Raw genomic sequence first — 19,317 nt, 5'->3', positions numbered from 1 at the left:
ACTGTAGCGGTGCGGCAGGCACGCCTGCCGCCCGAACCCTCAACAGGAGACATGCTATGTATAGCAAGAAGCACCGTTTCCCCGGCGCGAACGGCGCCACTTTGGCCGATGGCGAGGCAGTGCAGTGATGGCAAAGATTGTGAACCATCCGCGCAAAACACCCGCTGCGAAACCCAAGCGGATCAACTTGGCCCTACAAGGGGGCGGTGCCCACGGCGCCTTTACCTGAGACGTGCTGGATTACCTGCTGAAAGACAACTTGGAATCCTGCGTTGATTTCACCTGCGTGCAAAGCTGCCACGGCATCCTACTCTACATTTCTGTCACCAATGCGGAAACCGGAAAGGTCAAGGTATTCGACAGTCACCTACTGCCGGCGGATATGGTGATGGCCCCGGCCTGCCTGCCCAACATCTTCAAGTCGGTGATCATTGACGGTGTGCCATATTGGGACGGTGGTTACATCGGCAACCCGGCGCTGTTTCCGTTCCATGCCGGATCCGACACCGGCGACATCGTGGTGGTGCAGATCAATCCCAGCAAACGCAAGGGCGTGCCGCGAACCGCGCAGGAAATTCAGAACCGCGTTAACGAGATCAGCTTCAACTCCAGCCTTCTCAAGGAGTTGCGGGCCATCGATTTCGTGGGGCGGCAGATCGAAGAGGCAGGCTGGACGAGGCCCGCTATCAGCTGGAGCGGATCCATGCCGATATCGGCATACGCAGCACCCTGGATCTGCGCCAGATATTTCAGGGAATAGGGCCGCAGCATCAGGGGTAACCTGAGGGCAAAGAGATTGTCGCTCTGGCAATCCGCTATGGGATTATGTCGATACCGAATATCCAGACTGCCAGCGGCACCGGCATCACAGCCAACGCAACCGTCAGGGCCACGGCGGCTGGCTTGAAGAGTCGGCTGAGGCCGGTAACGAACAGGATGCCGCCCCCGCCGCCGATCACCGCGTTGCCTGGCAGATTGATGACCCCGGCCAGGAACAAGTAGCGATAGCGGGAAATGAACGGGCGCAGCCATTTGGGCGCATTGTCGCGCAGCAGAGTGACCCGCTCCTCGCGGCTGAGCGGATGAATGCGCTCGAGCAACGTGCAGACCCGGCGCATGTGCAAATCGGCCAAAATCCGGTGCAGGCGCGCATATGGCACCCACTCGCCCGCCCCGTAGGCGAACAACAAACCCGCTGTCGTGGCAAAATAGAGCCACGGAGCGATCCATGCCCCCTCAACTGCGAGCAGCATCAAGCCGATTTCAATCCCCGGTACGAACGGGACGGCAATCAGCAGCGCATAGACCATGAGCAGCGCCACCAACATACCGACCTGCGCGCCGGGATGGATGTCCGCAGTGCGCGCTGAAAACCAAGCGACCAACAGATGGACGCAATAGACCATTATCAGCAATAGGGTCAGGCGCAGCACGACCCGGAATACGCGGGCGCCTGTGGTGCCTTGTGGCACTTCGGGAAGCTCATCCATGCGACCCCCTAAGAAAACGGCAACAAGCGGCGGCAGCCCTTGAGCTGCCCGGCCTCTTACGATCCATGACTATGCCGTCGACAGGTTCGCCGTCTGTGTAACGCCCTTCTCCACTTGCGGCGTTGCCTGTGCAAAATTCAGACACGACCGGCGGAAATTGCGGAAGTTCGGCAGGAACCGGGCACAGGACAGAGCGCTTCATGGTCACCTCCCTTTCCGCAACCAGTGTCTTGCCCGTGGATGGGAAGTAAAGAAAAAGCCCCCGGTATCCCGGCAATGTGAACGCGGTTGACGAGGTTCTTCGATGCGGCCCGACCCTCACGAAAGAGTGAGGCGTGGCTGCGTAACATTCGGCGCCCTCGCAAGTCACCAGAAGACAATAAACGGGAGGATACCAATGAAACGTTCACTGATTTCCGCTGCGCTGACGCTGTTGCTGGGTGGCACTGCAACCATGGCTCAGGACATGCCCTTCGGCTCTGCCGCAGACGCGGACTATGCCGGAGATATCTGGGCATATATGCAAGAGAGTAGGCTGGTCGGGCCGGGCATGATCCGAACCTCACCCTATGAGGGAACCGACCCGCATGGCATGATGCTGGAGACGTTCTATACCACCGCCACGATCAACGGGCATGAGGGCGACCTGATCGTGAAACGCAACTTCGGCCCCGTCGGCGTGAGCGAGGACGAGGTTTTGCGCGACCCCGATACCCATCTGGCCGCCTATACCATCATGTTTCGTCGCGAGGCGGGATATGATCCCGAAGACGGAGACTGGTTCTGGGTCAAATACCTGCCCGATGGATCACTGGACCAGACGCCCAATGGCATGGCCATGGCCGGAAAGGTGGCCAAAGGCATGGATGAGGGATGCATCGCCTGTCACAAGGCTGCGGGCGACGACATGGTGTTCACCTCTGACCACCTGGCGAACTAAGCCAGAGTGAGCCAGCCCGCGCCGAGGTCCCATGTCACACATCTTGCCCTTGTCCCTGCTCATGGGCGTGATCCTTGGGGTTTCGGCGCATCGGGCCGGGCTATGCGCCGTCAAAGCGGTGGCAGAGGTGATGACTTCGGGCCGCGGCTGGATCTTGTGGTCGTTCCTGAAGGCCTCGATGTGGGTATTCGGCTTCGCCGCGATTGCGGGCACGCTGAGTGACGGCGTTGCCCTGCGGCACTGGCCGATGAGTGCAAGCGCTGTGCTGGGCGGCCTGATCTTCGGTCTTGGAGCCGGGGCGAACGGAGCGTGCAGCTTTTCCACGCTGGTGCGATTGGCCGATGGGCATGTCGCCATGCTGTTCACGCTGGCGGGCTGGCCTCTTGGGATGCTCGGCGTGCATCTGTTATGGCCCGCGCTGCACCAGCCGCCAGTCCAAGCGCCCGGCGCCCCGGCTTGGTTCCTGGTCGCCATCGGGCCCTGGATGGCGTGGCACGGCTTGCACATCCTGCGGCGTCTGCACGCCGAAGGATGGGGGCAATTGCGTGCCACGCAGTGGCCCTTATCCCTGTCCGTGACGTTGGTCGCGATGGCAAATTTCGGAATATTGGCGTTGGGATCAACGTGGTCCTTTACCTCGACATTGCTCTGCACAGTGCAGGCAGCGCCCTTGTCCGGCTGCGTCAACAGCACGTCATTGTGGCTGGTCTCAGGAGCCGCGCTTCTGGGAATGGTCGGTTCGGCTGTGTTGCGCGGATCGTTCCGGTTGCACCGCCTCCGTCTCATGGCCGCTTTGCGCCACGGCATGGCTGGGGTCATGATGGGAATGGGCGCTGCGCTGATCCCCGGGGGCAACGACGGGCTGATCCTGTTCGGCCTGCCCGCCCTCTCACCTCATGCACTGCCAAGCTGGCTGGCGATCATCATCGGCGTCGCGCTGGCCCTCTCCTTGAGACGCGCGAGCGGTCGCCCGATCCCCACCATCCTTTGCGAAGGCGATATTTGCCGCGCCAGTCTGTAACATTTCACCGCACCCGGAGTCCTCTTTACATGGCCAAGACGTATCAAATGGAGGCGCTGGATGTCCGTCACACTACGAAATCGCTGCGATTCAGTCCTGAGCAAGATCGGCCGACGACTGGCCGATTACCTGAACCGCCCGAGTGTCGGCTATACCCCCTTCACACCTTCGGATTTTGAGACCCTGTGTCGCACACTGCAACCCGGCGACGTGTTGCTGGTTGAGGGGCAGGAACGGGTTTCCAATGCCATCAAGTATTTGACCCAATCCACATGGTCGCATGCTGCGATGTATGTGGGTGACAGTTTGCCAGCGACGCCGGGCGACGCCGAGCCTCACCGGCTGATTGAAGTCAATCTGGGCGAAGGTTGCGTATCAGCGCCGTTGTCGAAATACGCACGTTTCAACACACGGATCTGCCGCCCCATCGGCCTGACGCCCACGGAGCGCCGGGCAGTGACCGATTTCATGACCCTGCGCGTTGGCCTGAAATATGATCTGCGCAACATCTTCGATCTCTTGCGCTATTTCTTTCCAACGCCGCCTGTTCCGGTGCGCTGGCGCAGGCGCATGCTGGCCTTCGGATCAGGCGATCCGACTCGGGCGATCTGTTCATCGCTGATTGCGCGGGCATTCCAATCGGTCCGCTATCCGATCCTGCCTGATGCACGGGCGGTAAAAGCGCGGAAGGGATCGAACTTCGCAAGGCGGGAAATTCTGCACATCCGCCACCACTCACTGTTTGCGCCACGCGATTTTGACCTGTCGCCGTATTTCCAGATCGTCAAACCACATCTGGCCGAAGGGTTCGATCCTCATATGCTGGAATGGTCCGTCGACCCTGCCTCTGACCCGAAGCAGGTGGGCGGATCATTGACGTAGCGCGAAGACAGCCATCATGATGCAGGAACCAGTCACTGCGGCAGCGGCGTCAGCGCTCATGGCGCGATGACCTCTTTCAATGCAACCACTGGTCCGCCAGCGGCTGCGGCATCGTCGGGGTCATGTGTGACCATCAGGGTTGGGACGGCCCGGGATTTCACATGCTCGAAAGTGAAACGCCGCATGTCATCGCGCAGCCCGCTATCGAGTTTCGAGAAGGGTTCGTCCAGAAGTAGCGCCGCAGGGTCAGCCAGCAGAGTGCGCATTAACGCCGCGCGCGCACGCTGCCCGCCCGACAGCGTGGCCGGGTCGCGTTCGTAAAGCCCTGTGAGCCCCGCCTGAGACAGCGCAGCCTCCACCGCCGCGCGGCGCGCGGCACGCCCACGTAGACCGGCAGGCAAACCAAAAGCCAGATTGTCACCGACCGACAAATGCGGAAACAATAGCGAGTCCTGAAACATCAACCCGATCCGCCGCGCTTCGGCGGGCAGGCCCGTCATGTCACGCCCATTCAGGTGCACCGTGCCCGAAAGGTGAAACCCATGCCCGAGATGCCCACCAATGGCGTCAAGCAGCGTCGACTTCCCCACACCCGACGGCCCCATGACCGTGACGACACCGCCGGCAGGAACATGCAGCGTTAACGGCTGGAACAGCGCAGTGCCATTGGCCGAACGGATGGAAAGCGCGTCAAGATCAAGGCTCATGTGGTGGAGACTCCAGATAAGGCGCGGCGGTTGCGGTGCACCATTGCAGGAATGATGAATGCAGCAAGGTAGGCCGCAAAGGGGAGCCCGGCCTGCAGTGTCGCATAAACCCCGGTTACCCGGCGGTCAGACCCCGAAGAAAGGGTCACCGCTTCGGTGGTCAGCGTCGCAACACGGCCCGCGCCCATGAAAAGGGTCGGCAGATATTGCGCCACCGAAACGGCCACGCCGATGGCGGTGGCGGTCAGGATCGGGCGCAGAAGAACGGGCAGCTTGACCGTCCATAGCCTACGTCCCGGCCCAGCTCCAAGCGCTGCAGCGGCACGGATCATCCTCGGGTCGAGGGCGCGCCAAGGGTCCGACAGCGCAATCATCACATAGGGAAACACAAACAGCGCCTGCGCCCAGACCACGGCCCAGATACCGCCTGAAAGGCCGATCTGCAAAAACCCCACATTCAGGCCATAGAGAAACCCGATCTGCGGAATCAGCAGCGGTAGATAGATCAGCGCCTCGGCCCAGGGCGCACGGGTGCGACTGGCGCGATCCTCACCCTCAAGCCAGGCAATCGCCAACGCCAGAGACAAGCCCACAGTCGCACCTGCCAACAACAGCGTATTCATGAGAGCGCGCATCCAACCATCCTGAGCAGCGCCCCAAGGTTTGAGCGACCAGCTTTCCGGCAGGATCTGCGGAAACGACCAACGCCACGCCAGCGACCAGACGACAAGCGAAACCATCGCAAGCAGACCCGCCGCCATCAGCGCCATCACCGCCGCGCTGGCCACCCAAAGCCCCGGCTCCGCCGACAACCCGCGCCCACCGCGTCTTATCCACCAGCGGCCCAGCCTCTTGCCTGCCGTCTCAATGACCATCAGCAGAACCACCCCAAGACCCACGACTACCGCTTGCAAGATAGCCCCCGCCGACGCTGGCAGGATCATCGTCGGGTCAGGATCAGTGAACCAGCGTGTGACCGCCACGGCCAGCGTCGGCGGATTGGACGGGCCAAGGATAATCGCCATATCCACAACCGACAGCGCATAGGCCAGCACCACCCAGACCGGCAGCCGGATCAGAGGCCAGACCTGCGGCATGATGATCTTGATCCAGACAATTCCGCGGCCATAGCCGAGCGCGCGCCCCGCCGCCATATGGCCCGCCACAGGAATCTGGCTTAGCACCGACAGGATCACCAACAAAAGGAACGGCACTTCCTTCACCATCAACCCAAGCATCAGCGCCAAGCCCCAGCCATCATTGATGGTTGAGAAATCGGGCGGGCGGTCCCACCCTGCAAGAGGCGCCACCATCCGCGCGATCCAGCCCGACGGGGCCAGAACAAAGGCCAGCCCCACCGCCATCGCCGCATGTGGGATCGCCAAGAACGGTGTCAGCATTCGCGCCCCTGCCGATGGGTTCATCCGGGCGTGTACCGCCGCGCAAAACCCGGTGGCCAACACCAGTGAAAGCACGGTCGAGCCAAGGCCCGTCACCAACGTCAGTCGCAGACTGGTGCCAAACCCGGGCATGGTTTGCAGTTCACCCCAAGGCTCAAGCGAAAACATGTTCTGCCCCAACGCGGGCAGAATGCCAAAAGCGGCCCGCCCCGTCTGCCACAGACCAATAACAATGGGCGCGATCAGGCCAAGCCCAACCGCCCCCAAGACAACAGCGCGAAGTAGACGGCCGTTCTGGCTCATTTAACGTAACGCCGCGCCCATTCCTCGGTTAGCCGGGTCATCCAACTTGCATGAGGTTCCAGAAGTGTCGGGCCAAGCTCTGCCAAAGTCGGCAGCGCCGGGGCGCTCGGCAGGGCGGCGAATTTCGCCTTGGCGTCATCATTCAGCCGCGCTGGATCAAGCACCGAGAACGACCCCAGAACCTCGATATTCTGCATATGCGCCTGCGTCGCCGGATCGAGCAGGAAGTTCGCCACAACCTTCGCCCCTTCGGCATTGGCCGCATTATAGGGAATGGCAACAAAGCTGATATTGCCGATACTCCCGCTTTCGGGCACGAAAACGCGGACACTTTCGGGCAAGAGACCGTCCGCAATGGCGGCGGCGGCAGAGGCAGGATCAAACGTCATCGCAATGTCGACCTCCCCGTCGTTCAGCAACTGCTGCTGCACGGATTCGTTCGTCGGATAGGTCTCGCCCCCGCGCCACAGGTTGGGGCGTAGTGCATCGTACCAGTCCCAAAGCGGCGCGGTTGCCGCGTCAAAAGCCGCGTCCGTGACGGGCTGTTGCAATACCCCCGCATCGGGTGTCAGTTCGATCAAGGCTTGTTTCAGAAACGTCGCCCCCATGAAATTCGACGGATCAGGATGGGTCATACGCCCCGGATTAACCGCCGCCCAGTCCACAAAATCCGCCATATTGCGCGGCGGGGCATCCACGCGAGCGGAATCATAGTTGAAAACGAACCGCGCCAGCCGCCACGGGCTCTCCATACCTTCCACCGGAACAGTAAAATCCACCGACGCAGGCGACGTCGGCCCAAGATCCAGATACTTTGCATTAGGCAGATCGGCCACGAACGGCCCGTGCAGCAGCCCCTGTTCCTTCATTGCCAGAAAGTTTGGCCCGTTGATCCATATCAGATCCACGCTCCCGCCCTCATCCTGACCGGCTGTCTTTTCAGAAATCACGCGCGTCACTGCCTCTGCCGTATCGCTCAACTTGGCTTGTTCGACACTGACCCCAAACTTCGCCTCGGTCTGATCACCGACCCAGGCAATAAAAGCGTTGGTGCGCGCGTCACCACCCCAGGCATTCCAATAAACGGTCTGGCCACGTGCGGCGTCCAGGGTCAGCTGCCAATCGGCCAGGGCCGGAGTTGCAAGCAAAGTCAGAGCAAAGAGGAAAGGAAGTTTCATGTGATCTCCAGTATTTGGCGAATAACTCCTCGGGGAAGATTGGGATCGCCGCGTTTATGTTACAGTTTATCGCTCATCATTCCCGTGTCGAGAAGACCTGCCAGCCCTGACGCCAACGCAGAACCGTGGTCAAGGCGCAGGCGGCAGCGTAGCCATAGGCAAGGATCGGGAAAACCTGTGGGAACAGACACATCGCCACGAAGATCGCGATGGTCTCGAACCCTTCTGTCAGGCCCCCAAGGTAATAGATTCCCTTGGACGGAAAAGCCGCAGCGTTTTCTCCACGCTTGGCCGCGATGGCAGCAAATGCCAGAAAGGACGACCCCGTCCCCACGAACGCTGCAATGAGCACGGCAGCAGGCAAGGCGTTCACTGCTGGATTTGCCAGCGCAAAACCCAGCGGAAACAGCGCGTAAAAGACAAAGTCGAGAGCAATGTCCAAAAACGCGCCGCGGTCCGTAGCTCCGGTCAGACGCGCAACAGTGCCGTCCAGCCCATCGGCAAGACGATTTAACGCCAGCAACGTCAACGCCAGACCAAAAGCACCATGAGCCAATGCCGGAACAGCCAGCACGCCCAGCGCAAAGCCTGTAAGCGTGAGTTGGTCGGCGCTGATACCGCATTCGGCCAGCCACCGGCCGGGCGGCGTCAGGATGCGCCGCTGCAACGGCAGGATCGCCGCATCAATCATCCCCGTCTCCAATCGTGGAATCGTTTCACCAAAGCCAGCACCCTCGAGTTCGCATGTGCGCGCCGCCATTCGCCCGCCAACATCCCCAACTGCGACATCAGGCAAAAGGTGACGACGCGAATTGGCGTCAGACCCATTAAAAGGTTCACGGCAAAGGGCAAGGACAAAGCCGTCACCATGACATAGGTGGCAAGGAACGCAACTGCGAGGGTGACAAGGCGTTCCTCGCGCCAGGTATCTGCATTGGCGAACCAGATACGGAGCGTCTCGAGGTCAATGTTCTGGTGACCCAGGGCGACAATGAGGACGAGAGCCACCACTGTCAGGGCGCCCGAAAGAAGGGACTTTTTCATCGGCGCTGGCTGGCGATCACGTGTTGCAGGAATTGCGTTGGAATGTTTCGTGCCACAGGAACCTGTTCCTTTTCTTGCCCAAGCCTGTCGTGAGGACGGATGAAATCCGAAAACGTTACAGATTTTTCTTGAAGCGCCGATCACTTGAGCGTCAGTTGGTGGTACATGGCAATGCATCCGAAGGACGCTACACTGACAGAAATTTGCCTGAGCCATTGGGCAAACGTTGCAATAGGAGCCTGCACCCTTGTCACATTTCCCCACAATCCCGAACCTTGAACTCCTCGCATTGTTTCGCAAATTCCCCGAGCGAGGCATCCTTCCCCTGCTCGAGTATCACGACGCAATCCTACGCAATGACAGCGAACTCTCCGTCGGAGATCGGGAATTGATCGCGGCATATGTGTCCTCCGTCAACGGGTGCCACTACTGTTTTTCGGCGCATCGGGATCATGCAAAGGCCTGGGGCATACCGGAGGAGGTGTTCGGCAATGTGCAGGTCGATCTGGACCACCCAGGCATTCCCGAACGGATGCTTCCGGTGCTGGCCTATGCGCGTCGGCTGACCGTCGATCCTGCGGGTGTGGGCATGTCAGACGCTCAGGCGATCTATGACGCTGGATTCTCGGAAGAGGGTTTGTTCGACATCATCTCTGTGACATCCCTCTACAATTTCATGAACCGGATACTGGAAGGGGCCGGGATCAAGAAGCATGTTCGCGTCACGGAAATGACCGACGAGATGCGGCGCAAGTATCGTTACACGCATCTGTGGAAGACGATCTCAAAGGGTCAGACGCCCGCCGGGTGAAGGAAGGCGCTCACGGCGGCATGACCGTCCGCGCGAAGCTCGGTTGCTGTGGCGCGCGAGCGGGCCCATGATGGGTCATCTTTTGCCTGCGATGGTTTTGCGCTCAATGAAACTCTGCTCGTTCTGTTTGTTTGACTCGATCTGGGTTCGGGCATCTCGGGTCTGACCCTGACCGTCCCTGTTCATGAAACCGGAACTTTTTTGCGGTGTGAAGCAGCGTCCGGCGCCGTGTTGTGAAAAGCAGTCAAATTGACCTTCATGTCAGATCCGCTGGCCCGCTTGAGTAATCCAGACGTTCGTGACCTGCTGCAACTCGCAGAGAACGACTGCTTGGAGCCCATACTGTAAATTTGCATGGTGTGCTGCGCGCTCTTGCGGCGTGGAAACTGTTGCGTGAGCGAGAAGTGAGTTGCTGCTTCGCTGCAAAAGAACCGGTCAATTATACATGGCGCAGCAAAGATCAGGCATCAAATTCACAGATTGTGTAGATTTCGGGCATCGGCCTGAACTGCAGGGCTTTCGTTCCAGAAATTTACTAGTAAATCAGATAACTGGAAGAAACGCCCAGTATAAGCAAGTTCTTTTTTATTGCTTATCTAACATAACTGTCAGATAGTGAGGGTGCGGCGGGAGGTCGCACTCAACAGTTTTTTGGGAGGAAGACATGGCTAAACGTAGAAAAACGCGTCTCAAGCACCTCGGAGAAAAGGTTCAGAAGGGCGAACGTATCATCGGCATGGAGTGTCATGACACGCCAAGCGCCATTATGGCAGAAGAACTCGGAATGGACCTTCTGTGCTGCGGCAGTCCGGGGCCCATGGGCTTAATGGGACACAAATCTATGGCGACCGTAGATTTTGAAGAACAGCTTTACATGCTGGAAGGCGTCCTTCGGGGGGCATCCTCGCCGTTCATCATTTGTAACATGCCAAACACTACGGCCAGCATTTCAATCGAGCAATCCGTGCGCAACGCCGCGAAAGTAGTGAAGCTCGGCGCGGATGGAGTACATATCGAACCCTCACTTGGCACTGTCGAACACATCCGTGCCATCGTAGCCGCAGGTATACCCGTTGTCGGGCATTTTGGCGTGCAAGGCGAAAGGGCCGTGATGAATTCCGGTCACACCCCTGCCGGTCGGACTGCAGAAGAGGCAAAAGCAATTTTGGAACTGGTACACGCTTCGATTGACGCAGGAATCTTTGCCGCCCTTTTTGAGCATACTTCGGTTGAGTTGACCAAATACTGCTACGAGAACCTACCCATTGCAGTTGCCAGCCTTGGTTCGGGACCACATGCTCACGGTATCTTCCACGTCTCCAGCGACATCATCGGGTGTTCCGTCTTCCCGATTCCGCCGAAACGCGAGGTTTTCGGGGATGTTTGGGGGGAAATGGAAAAAGCGTATGCAGCCTATTTCAAGGCCGCAAGCGGGGGGCAATTTCCGAAACCGGAACTCTCGCATAACATGCATGACGGCGAACTCGCCAAGTTCCTGGAATCTGTCGGCTGAGTGCCATGAGTTTGGCAACAAAATTGGGACCAGCCGATCTGATCGGCTGGCTCGCCAACCAATGCACCACTCCGGTCCATTGTGTGGAATGCGGTGCAGGGAAAGGGGAAATATCCGCTTTCCTCGCGCCGCGCTTCCACACAGTGACCGCGACTGACTTGCATCCCCCGCAAGGTGCCGCAGCTTTAGCCAAGAAAGCCGGGTTCACCTACCTGTCGTCTCCTGCAGAAACACTTCCGTTCGATGACCGGTCCGTTGATCTGGTAATTTCGATGCAGGCACTCCACCATTTCGACGTGGAACGCCATCTGACAGAAGCAAGCCGTGTCTTGCGACCTGGTGGTGTGTTTGCAGCCCTTAGCTGGGGTGAGATGCAGTTGCCCCAATCGGTTGCGCGCAAATATGAAAAGACCGTGCAAATGCTGGAACCCTACTGGGAACCCGAGAGACGGTGGGTTGTTGGCGGATACGGCGATCTGAAATTTGCAGGGCGGTCGCTGCCCCTGCCTACGGCACATATGAAGAAAACAATGCGATATAGCGATCTTGATCGGCACATCTCGGGTTTGAGCGCATCGCGGAATGCGGAAGCAGCGGGCAAGTCGCTGCCAAGAATAAACCACCAGAAAACCGCGACAGACGTTTCGTTTGAGGTCAGTTGGCCCGTGGTGGGGCGTGCATTCGTAACGCAAATAGACCCCAGTTAGAACGAGGTTCGAAATGCTGAACATTGCTTCCGAGACGTTTGAAGATGTGGGGAAAACTCATCGCAATTTTCCTGAGGAATTGAGCTTTGAGATCTTCGTGCAGCATGGCTTTTCTGAATTGGAAGTCGCAGCCATAACCCACACGCTTCAGGTTGTTAATCAGGTCATTGAATCGGATTTGTGTCATTGGAGCTTTGTTTCAGACACGCCGGGCTTTTTGACGGGCGCAGGCGGGCAAATCATCCGCGCCGTTCCTGCTGTCCCAGGTCACAATTTTTCTGACCATATGATCGTGGTAGGCGGCCTTGTGAGCAAACCACACGAATGGCTGCCGCGCCTTCGCAGCATGACTCGAGACGGTCTGATTGTCGTGCTTCTTTCATCTGCGGCATCCGCCTACATCAAGGCAATCAAACCCGCGAACACTACGGTCACAACGCATTGGTGTGATCACGTTGTACTGCGGGAAACCTGTTATCGTTCAGAAATTTCCAATCGTTTGTCTGAGCGAAACGGGAACATCATTACTGCCGCGGGTGTTGGGTCAACGTCCGAACTTGTGATTGAATTGCTGGCAGACGTTCTTAGTGCGCCCGAAATGACCGAAATCGGCAATCGTCTGGTTTTGCCGAGCATCCGAAATAGCCGAGCTGAACAGCCAAATTCAATTGCCGACATCTATCCTTGTTTTGACAGAAACCTGAGTCAGGCGATCAAGATCATGGAACAAGAGATTGAACAGCCAATTCCTGTGGGGGATTTGGCACGGCGCATCGGGATTTCAACTCGCCAACTTGAGCGGAAATTCAACGCCAACCTGGGCACAACTCCCGCAAAGTTCTACAAGAACTCGCGTTTGAAACAAGCCCGCATACTGGTCGAGGAAACCCCTCTAAGCGTCTTGGAAATCGCGTTGGCAACCGGTTTTTCTTCTTCTAATTCATTGTCGAAAGCATTTCGGGACGAATACGGCATGACACCGTTTCAAGTTCGCGCACGCAAGACTATCCCTGCCACCTCAGGAGGATAAATGGCGTTTCGATTTAGTCCCGCCAAATAAGGTCCGCCAAAGACGAGTCCTTAGAAACTTCATTCATCGGACACGTCGGGCATCCAATGCTGGACGCCTTGTTTTCGCAAGACAGACACGCATCCACTGCCATGATGACTTCGGTAACTTCGCTCTCCAATTCGATGGCTAAACGTGCCATTTTCATCAAGTTCTCAGACAGGCGCGAAAGCTGCCGCCGCACAGCCGCGGCGGACTTAGCCCCAGTGTCGTGCTTCGAGCGTGCCGTCGCGATAGAGGATATTTGGTCAACCGAAATGCCAATATCCCGCATGCGCTGAACCAGCTTTGCTACAGCGACATCTTGCTGCGTGTAAGCGCGGGTCCCGCCTTTGGTGCGGGTGGGGGTGATAATACCCAACTCTTCATAGTGGCGTAACGACCTTTCGCTCAGGTTGCTACTGCGCGCGAGATCGCCAATCTTGATCAAACCTTTATCCTGCATCTCAAGTCTCCGCGGCTTCCATCGCCATCACGGCACCGTATGTAGCGACACAAAACGGCACACAATATGTCAAAACCGCTTTCAGGATACTGAAGCTACTGTTCCCGAAAATCGCATCGTATTGGTTGATGAAATTTAGCGCAGTGCCAACCACGATGGCAACTTTCAGAGAGCGCAAAATCACTCCATTTCTTACAGCCAGCTTCAGACCTGTGATCACTTAAAATCTACCCTCATTGTAAAGTTGTTAGATTGTGTTCCTACTATATACAGAACTAACATTTGACACCATATGCGAAGTTTTAAACTGTAAAATCGGCGTCACGTCGGCACGATGGTAACTTTGTTGGGCACGGGACCTGTCAATGGTTTTTGACAGGTATGACCAAAAGCCGGTAGGTTGCGAACACCACTAAGGGCGTAATGTTGGCCCGCTTGATGATTTTTGCTGCAATGCAGGACAATCCATGTCGAGTGTTAGAGAGTTTTCTGCTTCAGTAAGAGTCGTTGCTACAGATATCCACTCAGCCCGTTCCCACCTTGTTCCTCCATCACGCAGGGAAAAAAATCGTTTCAATCTGGCACTAATTGACCACACCTAGTGACCGCTTCCATAGGCCGCAGCGCAGCGAGAACATCGCCGCATGTGCAACGAAATGCTGCGTCAGCAAAGAGGATAAGTCAAAAGTCGGTAATGTCCGCATCTAAGACCTTGGTGCATGGCGCCGCGAAGGTCTGCAGCGCGTATCGGTTATTGATGGAAGTAGGATAAGCGGGGCCATTATCATTACCACCGGAACTCGCTTCAAGTGGAAGGTTTCCGATTAAGAAAGCCGATCCTTATCGTAACTCCCAGGACAAGCATTAGCTTTTCCCGCAGACCTGACAATCTTAGTATGGACAGTCCGGAACTGGCCTGAGAACCCCATCAACAACGTTCCGACCTAGAGCAACGTCTTGGCCCATCTCAGTAAGTTCTATGATCGTGAGATTTTCCGCTTGATCTGTCCGAATTAGATCCAATCGCTCCAAGGCCGAAATAGTCTCAACCACTTCTTCGGTGGTCCCGGCAAGAGCAATTTTTCTGAGCCATTCGACAGCGATTTGGCTGTTGATGCGATATTCGTGCACTATGTCCAAAAGGCGCAGTAGGGCCAACGCTCTATGCTCAGACCTTATCTGATCAAATTGACCGCGTGTGTTCAGTTTGTCAGACATCAGGCGCGCTTCTTTTCGCATCAATCACCGGTGTCTGGCATCTTTGACGGTTCTGTCGCAAAGTTTTGCAAATTGCAGATTCATAGCTGACGCTGGACACAGTTATCCAGCAAGCGCCGCAAATTGCTGGAATGCGGATTGTCCTGACGTCTCGAATTGTCGCTTGCAAATCATGTGGGCAACTTCGATGCCGTCCAGAGTCGCAGAGGCTGAGACGACGGATTTGAACCCCTTCATTTGTCGTGTCAGCTTCTTGATGAATCTGTGGTCCTGCTCAATGATACTGTTGAGTATACTTGACCTGCAGGACTTCGATCAACCAGAACCAACCGTTCAAGATCAGCAGGCAGCTCATGTTCTGCAACCCGGCGAGATTTGCGCCGCTTCTGTCGATGACAACCCTGTCGGGGAAGCCGTTGTTTCCAATTGCCTAGGTGAAGAATGCCGTTGCCGCTGCTTCGTCCCGGTGTTCCGAAAGCATGAAATCAAGGGTTTTGCCGAACTTGTCGATGGCTCGGTAATAGTAGACCCACTTGCCTTTGACCTTGATGTAAGTCTCATCCATCCGCCAGGAAACGGCGGTTGGTCGCTTCCTGGCATGGGCGTTTGCGGCGATCAACGGGGCATATTTCAAGACCCACCGGCTCAGGCCAGCATGGTCAACTTCGACACCTCGTTCCGCCATGATCTCCTCCAAATCGCGATAGAAAACCGCATATCGGACATAGAAAAACACCGCGTACAGGATGACGTTTTTCGGATACTGGCTGCCTTTGAAGTCAATCTTCACGTTCCGATACTCACCTTCGAATTCAAAGGTCGGCGCCTATCACAGCTTGGTAAGCAGGCCCATATTCTAGAAAGTTTGCGACAGAACCTCTGTATTCGCCAGTGAGCAGGATGTGGGCCCATCCGAGGGGTGAGATATGCGCCAGAAGGTCGGGTGAGCAATCCAATCCATTGCGGCGGCGGCTTGCGACAGCCTGACCGAGGTGCTTGGTGTTCCAGTAAATGATGACGGCGGTGAGCAGGTTCAGCCCAGCCATTCGGAAATGTTGTCCTTCGGATGTTCGGTCGCGGATTTCGCCTTGGCGGCCAATGCGCAGGGCGTTCTTTAGGGCGTGGTGGGCCTCGCCTTTATTGAGGCCGATCTGGGCACGGCGCTGCATGTCAGCATCGAGCAGCCAGTCGATGATGAACAGGGTCCGTTCGACCCGACCTATTTCGCGCAACGCGACTGCAAGCTCATGCTGCCGGGGATAGGCCGCAAACTTTCGCAGGAGTTGGCTTGGCGGCATTGCGCCCGCCACCATGGTGGCCGCGCTGCGCAGGATATCTGGCCAATTTGAGCTGATAACGGGTTCCCTCACCTTCCCTCCAATCAATCCTTTCAGTTCCTTCGGGCAAGATGCCGGATCGAAGAGGTAGAGGCGCTTGGATGGCAGATCCCGGATGCGGGGGATGAACTGAAAGCCCAGAAGGGCAGTGACGGCAAAGACGTGGTCGGTAAAGCCGCCTGTATCGGCATACTGCTCGCGGACCTTTTGCCCGGTGCCGGTCATCAACAGGCCATCAAGAATGTAGGGTGCTTCGTTCACCGTAGCCGGGATGGTCTGGGTGGCGAAGGGTCCAAACTGGTCAGAGACATGGGTGTAGGCTTTTAAGCCGGGTTCATGACCATACTTGGCGTTGATCAGATTCATCGCCTCGCCCTGGCGCGTGGTGGGGAAGAATTGCCCATCACTGGACGCGCTGGTGCCGGCGCCCCAATACTGGGCCATCGGCAAGGCAGATTGGCCTTCGATCACCATGGTCAATGCGCGTGCCATCGCCTCGCTTTCGACATGCCATCGCGACAAGCGCGACAGTTGGAAATAGTCGTGGGTGTCGGTGGCCCCAGCCATTTTACTGAGGCCGAGGTTCAGTCCTTCAGCCAGCAGCACATTCAGCATACCGACCCTGACTTTGCACGGGACGCCCGTGCGCAGGTGGGTGAAGGCCTCGGTGAATCCGATCTCGTCATCGACTTCGATCAGGAGGTCGGTAATCCTGATCTCTGGCAGGCGGCTGTAAAGATCGAGCACCATGGCGTCAGCCTCTTCAGGAACCGCTGCGGTCAAACGGTCGATCTTGAGCACGCCGTCTTCGACAGACCCGCCCGGAATGGCACCCGCCCTGGCGGCGCGGGCCAGACGCTGCAAGCCTTCAGCCAAACGAGATTTACGATCTGCCAGCCAGATTTCTGGCTCATATGGCATGGCCAGCCTTAGCGTTGCCCTGGCAACTTCGGCCGGAACCAGCGCGTCCTTGATGTCGCCATACCTGCGGGAATGGGCAAGCCAGATGTCGCCAGCCCTGAATGCATCGCGCAAGTGGCACAAGACGGCCACCTCCCAAAGCCGGTTCCCGTCATCGTTATTCAAGTGCCGATGCCATTTAGAGGTGCGGCGCAGAAAGGTGAGGGAACGGTCGGCGGTGGTTTCCGTCCCCGCGATGATAGCGGCGGCGCCCAGCAGAGGTTCGGCAACCGGGGCGGCCTGAATATCGAGCGCCCGCAGCATGCGCGGCGCATAACGTCGAAAGCGATGATATCCATGAACAACGTGTGCCAGCGGATCGGCCGTCAATGTGTCGGTGAGTTGGGCAGCGGTGGCGATAAGCTCCCTGAGCGAAGTCCAGCCACCAGCGTTTTGAACAGCGTCACTCAGGGACGCCTGATCTTCATGTGCCACCAGCAACGCTGATCCGAGATTTGAGAAGCCCAGCAAAGTGTCCTTCAAGGCCGCCTTGGCGTCATCCGCCCGGGCATCGCATGCGCGTTTTGCCTCACGCCATGCCTTTCCGACAATACGGTCATGGGTCTCAACCACTGCGTCGGCAATGGCACTATGCCATTCCAAAGCGCAGATCGCGAGAATGGCAAGGCGACGGTCGCCTGAAATATCCCTCAGATCACCCGCGAAATATCGTTCGCCTAGCCGTCGAAGGCGCGCAATGCGGTGGGGTGGCACATCGAACAGAATGGATCTGTCCACGACTATGCCCTGCAAAAATTCCAACCGATCAAGTAGGCGGTTCATGTCGGCCGAGTTCTGGCCCACCTCAAACTGGCGCAGCCAGACAAAACGGGTGACGGAGCTGTCTGCAGTTTCCGTCAGCAGGGCATCCAGCCGACTACGCGTCTCATCATCCAGCTGGTGAAAAATCCGCGCGTCGATCCGTCGCTCGGCAGCGACAAGCGCATCTGCGCAAAGGCGTTCGATAACCGTGATCCCCGGCAGAATTGTCTGGGTCGCCCGGCACTGCTCCACGAAGCGTCGCGCCAAATCCTCATTCGACCGGGCGGTTTCGGCTTCGCTCTCCAGCCAAATCTTCAGGTCGCGTGATCCGCGGCCAGTGAACATCTTGTAGTCGTAATTTTCCCGTAGGGCCGCCAAGTGTTCATGGCGCGTTTCTTCGCGGCTTGCGTATCCCGCCAGATCGTCCGCCTTCAACCCAAGTTGCGCTGCCAGGAAACGCGTGACTTCCAGTGGAATGACCTCACCCGGGGTCAGCAAGCGACCAGGGTAGCGCAACGCGCAAAGCTGGAGAGCAAAGCCGAAACGATTGTGTGGGCGGCGACGCACACGGATGATTTCCAGATCGTCGTCCGCCAAGGTGTAATGATGCAGCATCACAGTTCGATCGGTCGGAAGATCAAAAAAGTGCTGAGCGCTGGCGCTCGGTCAGGATAGTGCGGTGCGCCATGTTTCTTTTGCTTTCGGAATATGGTTTGCTTATTGATGATTAAGATACTGAATAAGGAATTATTCTGATGGCTGAAAGCATGCCGCTCTTCAGAACAACTCAAACGAACGTTTGTGAAACATGCTGATCGGCTATGCACGGGTCTCGAAAGCCGACGGCAGCCAGTCCCTTGACCTGCAACGGGATGCCTTGATCGCGGCGAGCGTCGAAGAAGAACAGATTTACTCGGATCTGGCGTCCGGCAAGAAGGATGACCGATCCGGTTTGGAGGCCTGCCTCAAAGCATTGCGTGACGGTGATATTCTGGTTGTGTGGAAGCTCGACCGCTTAGGCCGCAGTCTGCATCACCTGGTCAAGACCGTCAGCATGCTGTCCGAGCGCGGAGTTGGCCTCAAAGTGCTCACGGGGCAAGGCGCGCAGATCGACACAACAACTGCGGCAGGCCGACTTTCATTTGGTATCTTTGCAGCTCTGGCTGAATTCGAAACCGAGTTGATCCGAGAACGCACAATGGCCGGGCTCCAGGCAGCCCGCGCCCGTGGTCGGAAAGGTGGAAGAAAATTTGCCCTGACGAAAGCGCAGGTCCGCATGGCCCAGGCCGCTATGGCCAGCCGCGACACTTCGGTTTCTGAACTCTGTAAGAACTGGGCGTCAAACCGGTCACACTCTACCGATATGTCGACCCGAACGGTAATCTGCGCGACTACGGGAAACGAGTTCTCAGTGCTTAGCGTAGGATTCCGCACTCTCCGGCATCAGACCCCTTGGTGGAGGTGCGGATCGCCGATGCAACGAAGAAAACGAAGATTGAGTTTCCAGCGCCGGCGGCATCGGAAGACGGG

16 protein-coding genes and 3 pseudogenes are annotated in these 19,317 nt (G+C 57.5%); 9 read left to right on the top strand and 10 right to left on the bottom strand.

Going from position 1 to position 19,317, the window contains the following annotated elements; genetic code table 11:
* Positions 1-232 precede the first annotated feature (232 nt).
* Positions 233-760, top strand: coding sequence for a hypothetical protein (locus LZG00_13930; protein ID MCF3595089.1), 528 nt, complete (start codon positions 233-235; stop codon positions 758-760).
* A gap of 55 nt (positions 761-815) precedes the next feature.
* On the opposite strand, the gene LZG00_13925 is transcribed toward LZG00_13930, so the two are convergent.
* Positions 816-1,490: a hypothetical protein gene (locus LZG00_13925; GenBank protein ID MCF3595088.1), complete on the bottom strand. Its 675-nt coding sequence runs from the start codon at positions 1,488-1,490 to the stop codon at positions 816-818.
* A gap of 397 nt (positions 1,491-1,887) precedes the next feature.
* Here LZG00_13925 and LZG00_13920 point away from each other — a divergent pair, with 397 nt between their 5' ends.
* The 3 genes from LZG00_13920 to LZG00_13910 are packed head-to-tail and all read left to right on the top strand — an operon-like array spanning position 1,888 to position 4,333.
* Entirely contained in the window at positions 1,888-2,430 is a 543-nt protein-coding gene (locus LZG00_13920) for a hypothetical protein (protein MCF3595087.1), read from the top strand.
* 31 nt (positions 2,431-2,461) lie between these two features.
* Positions 2,462-3,451: a YeeE/YedE family protein gene (locus LZG00_13915; protein ID MCF3595086.1), complete on the top strand. Its 990-nt coding sequence runs from the start codon at positions 2,462-2,464 to the stop codon at positions 3,449-3,451.
* Between the two features lie 60 nt (positions 3,452-3,511).
* Entirely contained in the window at positions 3,512-4,333 is an 822-nt protein-coding gene (locus tag LZG00_13910; protein MCF3595085.1) for a lipo-like protein, read from the top strand.
* A 56-nt stretch (positions 4,334-4,389) separates the two neighbouring features.
* Here LZG00_13910 and LZG00_13905 read toward each other — a convergent pair whose 3' ends face one another.
* The 5 genes from LZG00_13905 to LZG00_13885 all read right to left on the bottom strand — a co-directional run bounded on the left by LZG00_13905 (position 4,390) and on the right by LZG00_13885 (position 9,109).
* Complete coding sequence (locus LZG00_13905; protein MCF3595084.1) at positions 4,390-5,040, bottom strand: ATP-binding cassette domain-containing protein; 651 nt, start codon at positions 5,038-5,040, stop codon at positions 4,390-4,392.
* The gene (locus tag LZG00_13900; GenBank protein MCF3595083.1) at positions 5,037-6,743 is read right to left on the bottom strand and encodes an ABC transporter permease subunit; all 1,707 of its coding nucleotides are present in this window, start codon (positions 6,741-6,743) and stop codon (positions 5,037-5,039) included. The genes LZG00_13905 and LZG00_13900 overlap by 4 nt, the downstream gene beginning before the upstream one ends.
* Positions 6,740-7,921, bottom strand: a complete 1,182-nt coding sequence (locus tag LZG00_13895) for an ABC transporter substrate-binding protein (protein ID MCF3595082.1) — start codon at positions 7,919-7,921, stop codon at positions 6,740-6,742. The genes LZG00_13900 and LZG00_13895 overlap by 4 nt, the downstream gene beginning before the upstream one ends.
* A 76-nt stretch (positions 7,922-7,997) precedes the next feature.
* The gene (locus tag LZG00_13890; protein ID MCF3595081.1) at positions 7,998-8,612 is read right to left on the bottom strand and encodes a CDP-alcohol phosphatidyltransferase family protein; all 615 of its coding nucleotides are present in this window, start codon (positions 8,610-8,612) and stop codon (positions 7,998-8,000) included.
* Positions 8,609-9,109 (bottom strand): hypothetical protein, encoded by a 501-nt coding sequence (locus tag LZG00_13885; GenBank protein ID MCF3595080.1) that lies wholly within the window; start codon positions 9,107-9,109, stop codon positions 8,609-8,611. Before LZG00_13885 ends, LZG00_13890 begins: the two co-directional genes overlap by 4 nt.
* Positions 9,110-9,212: 103 nt before the next feature.
* On the opposite strand from LZG00_13885, the gene LZG00_13880 reads away from it, so the two are divergent.
* The 4 genes from LZG00_13880 to LZG00_13865 all read left to right on the top strand — a co-directional run bounded on the left by LZG00_13880 (position 9,213) and on the right by LZG00_13865 (position 13,026).
* Positions 9,213-9,776 carry a peroxidase-related enzyme gene (locus tag LZG00_13880; protein ID MCF3595079.1) on the top strand — a complete coding sequence of 188 codons (564 nt, stop codon included), beginning with the start codon at positions 9,213-9,215 and terminating at the stop codon, positions 9,774-9,776.
* A 664-nt stretch (positions 9,777-10,440) separates the two neighbouring features.
* Complete coding sequence (locus tag LZG00_13875) at positions 10,441-11,289, top strand: 3-methyl-2-oxobutanoate hydroxymethyltransferase (GenBank protein ID MCF3595078.1); 849 nt, start codon at positions 10,441-10,443, stop codon at positions 11,287-11,289.
* A gap of 5 nt (positions 11,290-11,294) precedes the next feature.
* Positions 11,295-11,996, top strand: coding sequence for a class I SAM-dependent methyltransferase (locus tag LZG00_13870; GenBank protein MCF3595077.1), 702 nt, complete (start codon positions 11,295-11,297; stop codon positions 11,994-11,996).
* Between the two features lie 13 nt (positions 11,997-12,009).
* Complete coding sequence (locus tag LZG00_13865; GenBank protein MCF3595076.1) at positions 12,010-13,026, top strand: helix-turn-helix domain-containing protein; 1,017 nt, start codon at positions 12,010-12,012, stop codon at positions 13,024-13,026.
* Positions 13,027-13,039: 13 nt separating this feature from the next.
* Here LZG00_13865 and LZG00_13860 read toward each other — a convergent pair whose 3' ends face one another.
* The 4 genes and pseudogenes from LZG00_13860 to LZG00_13845 form a co-directional block, all read right to left on the bottom strand.
* Complete coding sequence (locus tag LZG00_13860) at positions 13,040-13,510, bottom strand: MerR family transcriptional regulator (GenBank protein MCF3595075.1); 471 nt, start codon at positions 13,508-13,510, stop codon at positions 13,040-13,042.
* Between the two features lie 891 nt (positions 13,511-14,401).
* Positions 14,402-14,728: a hypothetical protein gene (locus LZG00_13855; GenBank protein MCF3595074.1), complete on the bottom strand. Its 327-nt coding sequence runs from the start codon at positions 14,726-14,728 to the stop codon at positions 14,402-14,404.
* A 102-nt stretch (positions 14,729-14,830) separates the two neighbouring features.
* Positions 14,831-15,464 (bottom strand): annotated as a pseudogene (locus LZG00_13850) (IS6 family transposase).
* A gap of 76 nt (positions 15,465-15,540) precedes the next feature.
* Positions 15,541-18,475: pseudogene (locus LZG00_13845) on the bottom strand (Tn3 family transposase).
* Between the two features lie 120 nt (positions 18,476-18,595).
* On the opposite strand from LZG00_13845, the pseudogene LZG00_13840 reads away from it, so the two are divergent.
* Positions 18,596-19,206, top strand: a pseudogene (locus LZG00_13840) (recombinase family protein).
* Positions 19,207-19,317 lie beyond the last annotated feature (111 nt).

This window comes from Rhodobacteraceae bacterium LMO-JJ12 (genome assembly GCA_021555075.1).
In the GTDB taxonomy this organism is placed as follows: Bacteria; Pseudomonadota; Alphaproteobacteria; order Rhodobacterales; family Rhodobacteraceae; genus JAKGBX01.
This window is presented reverse-complemented; position numbering and strand designations above follow the sequence as displayed.

Coding starts and splice junctions, on each gene's coding strand:
- LZG00_13865 (MCF3595076.1), top strand. CDS start 12,010: ATGCTGAACATTGCTTCCGAGACGTTTGAAGATGTGGGGAAAACTCAT.
- LZG00_13875 (MCF3595078.1), top strand. CDS start 10,441: ATGGCTAAACGTAGAAAAACGCGTCTCAAGCACCTCGGAGAAAAGGTT.
- LZG00_13915 (MCF3595086.1), top strand. CDS start 2,462: ATGTCACACATCTTGCCCTTGTCCCTGCTCATGGGCGTGATCCTTGGG.
- LZG00_13925 (MCF3595088.1), bottom strand. CDS start 1,490: ATGGATGAGCTTCCCGAAGTGCCACAAGGCACCACAGGCGCCCGCGTA.
- LZG00_13920 (MCF3595087.1), top strand. CDS start 1,888: ATGAAACGTTCACTGATTTCCGCTGCGCTGACGCTGTTGCTGGGTGGC.
- LZG00_13855 (MCF3595074.1), bottom strand. CDS start 14,728: ATGTCTGACAAACTGAACACACGCGGTCAATTTGATCAGATAAGGTCT.
- LZG00_13910 (MCF3595085.1), top strand. CDS start 3,512: ATGTCCGTCACACTACGAAATCGCTGCGATTCAGTCCTGAGCAAGATC.
- LZG00_13860 (MCF3595075.1), bottom strand. CDS start 13,510: ATGCAGGATAAAGGTTTGATCAAGATTGGCGATCTCGCGCGCAGTAGC.
- LZG00_13890 (MCF3595081.1), bottom strand. CDS start 8,612: ATGATTGATGCGGCGATCCTGCCGTTGCAGCGGCGCATCCTGACGCCG.
- LZG00_13895 (MCF3595082.1), bottom strand. CDS start 7,921: ATGAAACTTCCTTTCCTCTTTGCTCTGACTTTGCTTGCAACTCCGGCC.
- LZG00_13900 (MCF3595083.1), bottom strand. CDS start 6,743: ATGAGCCAGAACGGCCGTCTACTTCGCGCTGTTGTCTTGGGGGCGGTT.
- LZG00_13905 (MCF3595084.1), bottom strand. CDS start 5,040: ATGAGCCTTGATCTTGACGCGCTTTCCATCCGTTCGGCCAATGGCACT.
- LZG00_13870 (MCF3595077.1), top strand. CDS start 11,295: ATGAGTTTGGCAACAAAATTGGGACCAGCCGATCTGATCGGCTGGCTC.